A 515-nucleotide genomic window follows, 5' to 3' on the forward strand; every position below is an offset into this window, starting at 1 on the left:
CCCACCGAGATCTACACTGCCGTGCCCACTCTTTCCCGACTCGCCGCTCTTCCGTTATGGTGTTCTTCAGCTCCAGGATCTCGCCCTGTGCGTCCACCTGGATCTTCTGCGACAGGTCGCCCCGGGCGACCGCAGTGGTCACCTGCGCGATGTTCCGCACCTGATCGGTGAGCATGAACGCCATGTAGTTGACCTTGTCGGACAGGTCCCTCCAGACGCCGGCCGCGCAGCGGACCTGCGCCTGACCCCCCAGCAGACCCTCGGTCCCCACCTGCCGGGCCACCCGGGTCACCTCCTCGGAGAACACCGACAGCTGGTCCACCAGCCGGTTGAGCGTCCGCGCGATCTGCAGGAACTCTCCGAGCTGCGGCTCCCTCACCCCCTTGGTCTTGACGACGCGCGACGGCTCGGTCGACACCAGCACCACGAGCTCCCCGCGCGCAAAGACGGAGATCAACTACAAGACGTCAACCACCGCACCCCCCGTCTTCACCTCAGCGAGGATGCGGACCAGG

1 protein-coding gene is annotated in these 515 nt (G+C 66.2%); it reads right to left on the reverse strand.

Annotation, left to right across the window (positions count from 1 at the left end; genetic code table 11):
* On the reverse strand, window positions 1-424 hold a 424-nt coding region (locus PUR61_RS31085; RefSeq protein ID WP_329882841.1), incomplete at its 3' end, for a HAMP domain-containing protein.
* Between the last annotated feature and the right edge of the window lie 91 nt (window positions 425-515).

Origin of the sequence: Streptomyces sp. BE20 (assembly GCF_036322525.1) — a bacterium.
Classification (GTDB): Bacteria; Actinomycetota; Actinomycetes; order Streptomycetales; family Streptomycetaceae; genus Kitasatospora.